Origin of the sequence: Bathymodiolus azoricus thioautotrophic gill symbiont, from assembly GCF_001298715.1 — a bacterium.
Lineage (GTDB): Bacteria > Pseudomonadota > Gammaproteobacteria > PS1 > Pseudothioglobaceae > Thiodubiliella.
The window spans coordinates 1-6,712 of the sequence record NZ_CDSC02000249.1; the positions used below are offsets into that span (position 1 = coordinate 1).

General features: G+C 36.7%; 5 protein-coding genes. 1 reads left to right on the forward strand and 4 read right to left on the reverse strand.

Annotated features, from left to right (window positions below; all coding sequences use genetic code 11):
- Nucleotides 1–32 precede the first annotated feature (32 nt).
- Genes BAZSYMA_RS04700 through BAZSYMA_RS04715 form a run of 4 tightly spaced genes read right to left on the reverse strand, consistent with a single transcriptional unit; the run spans nt 33 to nt 5,591 of the window.
- On the reverse strand, nt 33–1,481 hold the full coding sequence (locus BAZSYMA_RS04700) for a TrkH family potassium uptake protein (RefSeq protein WP_090716149.1): 1,449 nt from the start codon (nt 1,479–1,481) through the stop codon (nt 33–35).
- 2 nt (nt 1,482–1,483) lie between these two features.
- Nucleotides 1,484–2,857, reverse strand: a complete 1,374-nt coding sequence (trkA, locus tag BAZSYMA_RS04705) for a Trk system potassium transporter TrkA (protein ID WP_090716151.1) — start codon at nt 2,855–2,857, stop codon at nt 1,484–1,486.
- A gap of 5 nt (nt 2,858–2,862) precedes the next feature.
- On the reverse strand, nt 2,863–3,423 hold the full coding sequence (locus BAZSYMA_RS04710; protein ID WP_090716154.1) for a response regulator: 561 nt from the start codon (nt 3,421–3,423) through the stop codon (nt 2,863–2,865).
- On the reverse strand, nt 3,420–5,591 hold the full coding sequence (locus BAZSYMA_RS04715) for a sensor histidine kinase (protein WP_090716157.1): 2,172 nt from the start codon (nt 5,589–5,591) through the stop codon (nt 3,420–3,422). The genes BAZSYMA_RS04710 and BAZSYMA_RS04715 overlap by 4 nt, the downstream gene beginning before the upstream one ends.
- Before the next feature lie 76 nt (nt 5,592–5,667).
- Here BAZSYMA_RS04715 and BAZSYMA_RS04720 point away from each other — a divergent pair.
- On the forward strand, nt 5,668–6,712 hold a 1,045-nt coding region (locus tag BAZSYMA_RS04720; protein ID WP_090716160.1), incomplete at its 3' end, for a ribonuclease D.

Genomic DNA, 6,712 nt, shown 5'->3' on the forward strand with positions numbered 1-6,712 from the left:
ACCCCTTAACAAAATTCGTCCTTATCAATTTATTAGAAACGCCAAAAAGCTTTGTGTAAGAGCGCCATTAAAGTTAAGATTTCTAAGCGACCGAGAAGCATAGAAAAACTTAGAATCCATTTAGCACTGTCGCTGATACTACTATAGTTGGCAGCAACTTTACCCAAAGCTGGGCCTAAATTATTAATACTAGCAGCGGTGGCTGAGAAACTACTGACCTGATCAAGCCCTGTGAACATTAAGGCGACCATAATAAAAATAAAAGCAATAACATATAAGGAAAAAAAGCCCCAGACTGATACCAAGGTGTTTTCCGCAACACTGTGTTTATTAAGTTTTATATTAATTTGAGCGTTAGGATGAATGAATTTTTTGATTTCTTTGGCGGCAAGTTTAAACATTAATAGTACCCGCACAACTTTAATACCACCACCCGTTGACCCAGCACACGCGCCCACAAAACTGGAAAAAATTAATAGCACAGGGAGCATAAATACCCACATTGAAAAATTAGTGGAAGCAAAACCTGTGGTGGTTGCCATAGAAACGCTTTGAAAAATACCGTATCTAAACGCCTCAAAGATACTTTGGTATTGCCCTATGTTGATTAAATAAAGCGAAACCACCACAGTTAAAAAACTTAAAAATATGACATAGGTTTTAAATTCTGAATCATAATAATAATGATTAATATGATTTTGTCGCCAAACAAAAAAATGCAATGAAAAATTAATACCTGCTAAAAACATAAACACAACAGCAACAGATTCAATGGCAACAGAGTCAAAATAGCCAATAGAAGCATCATGTGTGGAGAAACCGCCAATTGCAACGGTGGCATAACTGTGTCCAATAGCATCAAAAATATTCATACCTGCTAAGTAATAACCCAATGCACAAGCAATGGTAAAACCGATATAAATCATCCATAAAACTTTGGCAGTTTGGGTGAGTTTTGGCGTTAATCTATCTTTAGAAATACCACTGGATTCAGCGTGGTAAAGCTCCATACCACTTACGCCTAACATTGGCAAAATCGCTAGCGCTAAGACAATAATACCCATGCCACCTAGCCATTGTAATTGCTGGCGATAATACAGGATTGCCTTGGGTAGGTTATCCAATCCAGAAATGACAGTAGCACCCGTGGTAGTGAGACCCGACATTGACTCAAAAAATGCATCACTAAAAGACATTTGCAAAGCATCTGAGAGTAAAAATGGAATGGTTGCAAACAATGAAAGTACAAACCAAAAACTCACCACTACTAAAATACCTTCACGAATTCTAAATGTTTCTTTGGTGTTTTTAAATTTTACCCATAACAACACTCCACTACCCAATGTGAGCAATAATGCCGTTAAAAAGATAGAGTATTGCTGCTCGGCATAAATCAAATCAACCAATATCGGTGGCAGTTGTGTTAAGCTAAAAACCATTAGCAGTAAGCCGATGGTTTTGAATACAATATTAAGTTGCATAATTAATCAAAATAGCCTTCAAACAATTCTTCTATCTGGTGAATTTTGCTAACATCACTCAGCACTAAAAGCACATGGTCGTTTTCTTTAATTACTAATGTTCTTGAAGCCATCATGACTTCATCACCACGAACAACAGAGGCAAATACAGTACCTTTGGGCAATTTAATCTCTTCAATAGTTTTACCCACCACATCAGAATGATGTTTATCACCATGAATAATGACTTCAATGGCTTCTGCCTTTCCCTGTCGTAGAGAATGCGCCATCATGGTATCGCCCTTGCGGATATGTGCCAAAATACCGCTGGTGGTAATTTGGTCGGGAGATACGACCATATCTACGCCGTCACTTTGGGTGGCTAAATCTTTATACACATTGCGTTTAACTAAGGCGACGGTTTTGTATGCACCGAGGCGTTTTGCCAAAATTGAGACAATCACATTTATCTCATCAGAATCAGTGAGTGCTAGAAATAAGTCGGTGCTTTCGATACCTTCTTCTGTTAATAAATCTTGGTCAGAGGCATTACCATGCAAAACAAGGGTGTTTTCTAACTCGTCAGCAATTTTTTTAACGCGTTGTTTGTTAAGTTCAATAAGGCGAACATGATGGTTTTTTTCTAAAAATTTGGCTAAACTAAGTCCAATCAAACCGCCGCCAGCAATGATGATATTTTTATAAGGTCGGTCTAGGCGCCTAAATTCTTTCAACACTTGAGAAATACTTTCTTTTTTAGTTACAAAATACACTCTATCGCCGTCTTTAATCACGGTATCACCATAAGCAGGAATAGCTTGAGCATTACGATAAATAGCAACAATACGCATATGTGTTTTGGGTAAGTGCTCGTGTAGTTCCTTAATAGGTCGTCCAACAATAGGTGTGCCTGCATGAGCTTTGGTTTCTACTAATTGCATCAATCCATTGTCAAATTCAAAGATTTGTTCAGCACCTGGTTGTTCAACCACGCGTTTAATAAAATTGGTTACCAAAACTTCTGGGGTAATCACAAAGTCAATTGGAATAGCCTGATTGGAAAATAATTTGTCGTGATATAGATACTCAGCGGTGCGGATGCGTGCAATTTTTTTGTCTACATTGTAAAGTGTGTGTGCCATCTGACAAGCCAACATATTACCTTCATCAGATTTGGTAACGGCAATCACCATATCCATAGATCTAATTTCTGCTTGCTCTAAAATATTTGGATATGAAGCTTGCCCACAAATGGTTTTGACATCTAAATGACGGGCAATGTCGGCTAAATTAGTTGCGTCTTTATCCACAATGGTGATTTCATTTTCAGTATCTTTACTGAGATAGCGAGCGAGTGATGCGCCTACTTGCCCTGCACCTAAGATTAAAATTCTCATAATGATTATTTCTTATCAATGCCTAAATCTTTTAACTTACGATACAATGTGGTTCTCTCCAATCCAGCTAATTCTGCCACTTTGGCAATGTTGTGATTATTTTGAGCTAGATGATGCTCAAAATACTGCGCCTCAAAAATATTTCTAACAGCTTTAAGTGGTAAGTCAAAATTAATACCACCAATTTTTAGCTTATCATCATTGATTTTTTCAGCCAAAAGTTTGCGTACTAACGGCAAAATATCATGTAGTGGTTTTTTTAGAAAATCAACCGCACCCAGCTTAATCGCTTTAACCACATCTTGATGCTCTGCATGGCCAGACATCATCACTACTGGCGTAGAAAAACCTGCGCTCATCCATTCTTCCAATAGTGACATACCATCTTGTCCAGGCATCCACACATCCATCATAATTAAATCAAAAGTTTGTTTTTTTACGATGATTTTTGCCTGCTGAGCGTCCGCTGCCAAAACTACATTATAGTTAACATCTTCCAAGGTATCTTTTATCGCCTCAGCATTGATGCTTTCATCGTCAATAATCAAAATATTGCCAATTATCATACGCCCTCCTTTTTGTATCCAAATTCAATGATGACCATTGCCCCATGAGGTTTAACATTGCTGGCAAAAATACGCCCATCGTGTTGTTCAATAATATTTTGCACAATTGCCATACCCAACCCACTACCTTTTTCTTTAGTCGTTACATAAGGCTCAAACATAGATTCAAGTACAGACTCATCAAAACCATCACCATTGTCTTTAATACTTAAACGCACTATACCCTTATCTTTTAAATATTGGGTGGCAATATTAATGGTCAAATCATGCCCTTTATTAACCGATTCAGTGGAATTCTTAACTAGGTTAATTAGCACCCTAGAAATACTATTAGCATCTAAGAGTAATTTAGGCACATCGCCTGAGAGATCAAGCTCAATACTGATATTTTTTTGCGCATCGTACAAAGCAATTGACTGATTAATCAGTGTATTTAAATCCAGTAATTTTCTCTCAACTTGTGGTGTGTTGGCATAATCAGAAAAGGCACTGACCATTGCATCTATAGACTTCACTTGGTCAATAATAACACCCGTGGTTTTATCCACGATTTCCAAATCCTTACCTTTAAGTTTTTCTAAAAATTTATTTCTTAAGCGCTGCGCTGACAATAAAATAGGAGTAAGTGGGTTTTTAATCTCGTGTGCCATACGCATTGCCACTTCACCCCAAGCGGCTTTTTTCTGTGCACGGTGTAGTTTCGAAATGTCCTTAACAATAATGACATAACCCAAAGTTGTATCACTAACATCTAATGCCGCACCTTGACAAGACAATAAAACACGCTTATTTGATAAAGTTACCTCAATTTCTTCACTCCATTCGCCGCCTTCTTGGTTGAACCTGTCTTGAATGATAAAAAATAATGGCCCAAGATAACTATTTTTCTTAATAACGCTATCGCACAACTTGCCCACAAACTGTTGCTCATTTTCAATGCCCAGTATTTTGCCGATAACAGAATTAACAAACTGAATTTTTTTGTCTTGATCTAAACCAATCACACCAAAAGAATATCTTAAAATGGTTTCTAAATACAAATTATGTGTACTTAATCCTTGGCGTGATTGCTGAATTTGCTTAGACATTTCATTAAATTGCTCAATCAGGAGACGCACATCTTTGTTTTTTTCCTGATTGTGAACCATGACACCATAATTACCCTTGGCAATTTCTTTAGTGGCAAGTGAGAGATTATGCATTGGGCGCATCAATTGGTCAATCATTCTAAACACAATGAGTAACATACTCAAAACTGTCAGCAAAATGGTCGATGAAAAATCTAATAAAAAGCGTTTTTTCGTGAGTGAAGTATTAACATCAAAGGTGACACTGCTAGCAAAATTATAAAAACTTTTAACTTGACCTAAAAAACGCAATAGATGCGGATCTGTTGCATATACAGCAGTCAAATCCAAGATTTTTTTATCCGCATTTTTACTTAAATAATGACTGGACATTTGCACTTGAAACAACTTTAAATTTTCATCTTCAAAAGCAACAAAATCCTGCTGAGACGATAACGGTTGATTGTCCTCAACAATACAAGTATCCCTTTGGCTTATTTGTGTAATTATGATGTCTTTTTCATTTTTTAACACCAATGAACAAGCGTATTTTTTATCAATCAAGCCTTGAACAAAAGCCTGCATCTTAGCGTCATAATCTTTTGCATCTTGTTGGAAATTAGAATAACTTTGAATTTGCTGTAATAATACTTTAGTGAAATCAACATAGCGGTCATCTCGAACCATTTGTAAACCATGATATAGGCTATTTACTTGATTTAAAAATACTTTATTGAAATTATTGTAGGTATCCTCAGAGCGCTTAACATTATCCTGTACCGTCTGAAATGAAAATAGATAAAAAGAAAATACTGGCGCAATTGTGAGTAGAGGGATAATCTTGATAAAAGTCCAAGTAAATCGCGTGCCAATGACACCATTTTTGTTGTCTTGTTTAACCTTAGAAACAGCAAGAAATACATAAAAACCTGCAATAAAAATAACAACAACATTATAAGATACCAGCACCCACCACCAATCTTTAATCAAGTATGGATTGATCCCCATATAAGACAAACCGCCTATTGAAATTAAGAAAGCAATTGGCCAAACCCATTTATTCGGTACTTTCTTGAGGGAGAAATTTTGTTCAAAAATCATAGTTCGTTTGTCGCGTGTATGTGCTGATTATCTCATAAAAATAGCCACTAAGACTAATTGTTGCTAAAATACAACAATGATACAAACACAAGCACAACTAAGCGATTTTTTACATGCCATTGAAGACGAAACTGAGTTGGCAATTGACACAGAATTTAAACGCGTGAATACTTATTATCCACTGCTATGCTTGGTGCAAATTGCTACCAAGAGTGCTACAGATTGTATTGATATTTTGGCAATCGAAAATTTGCAACCTTTATTTGACAAACTTCATCAAAAGCATTGCCTTTGGATTGTGCACAGCGCAAGACAAGATATCGAAGCAATGTATTGTCTTTCTGGGAAACTACCCACGCAATTATTCGACACCCAAATTGCACTTGATTTATTAAAAGACTTACGCCCTGACACATGTAATCCTGGCGCACAAATATCTTATCAAAGTCTGACTGAAATTTTGCAAGGTGTGCACTTGGAAAAAGCCTATACCCGATTTGACTGGACTACACGCCCACTACCCGATGGGGCAATAGAGTATTCACTAGATGATGTGCGTTATTTAATTAAAAATTACCGCCAACTTAAAACACGCTTAGAAAATGAGCAAAAACTAAAATGGCTAATGGAAGAAGGCCAATCCCTGCTTGATATTAGTTTGTATGAAGTCGATATCACTCAAGCATGGAGGCGCGTGAAAGGGATTTCGCATTTACCTAAAAAAATGCACAATATTAGCACACAACTCTGTGCTTGGAGAGAGCACACAGCGATTGATAAAAACAAACCTAGAAAATGGATATTGTCTGATGATGATTTAATCAATATCGCAATGGGAAAAGATAATTTTAACGATAAAAAACAACAATCATTTGAAAGTTTCTTAACGCAGTATCCACAACTATACGATATCAAGATTGATGCTCAACATACACCACCCACACCAGCAGAAAGAGCACAAAGAGTCATTTTACAAAAAGGCATTCAAGCAAAAGCAAATCAGTATAATCTAACCACAGAAGTTATTGCCACTAGCAAAACCTTGTTAAGATATATCCGTGGTGACCAATCGGTGAATTTTCTCAGTGGTTGGCGTTATCAAATACTAAAAGAGGAGTTAG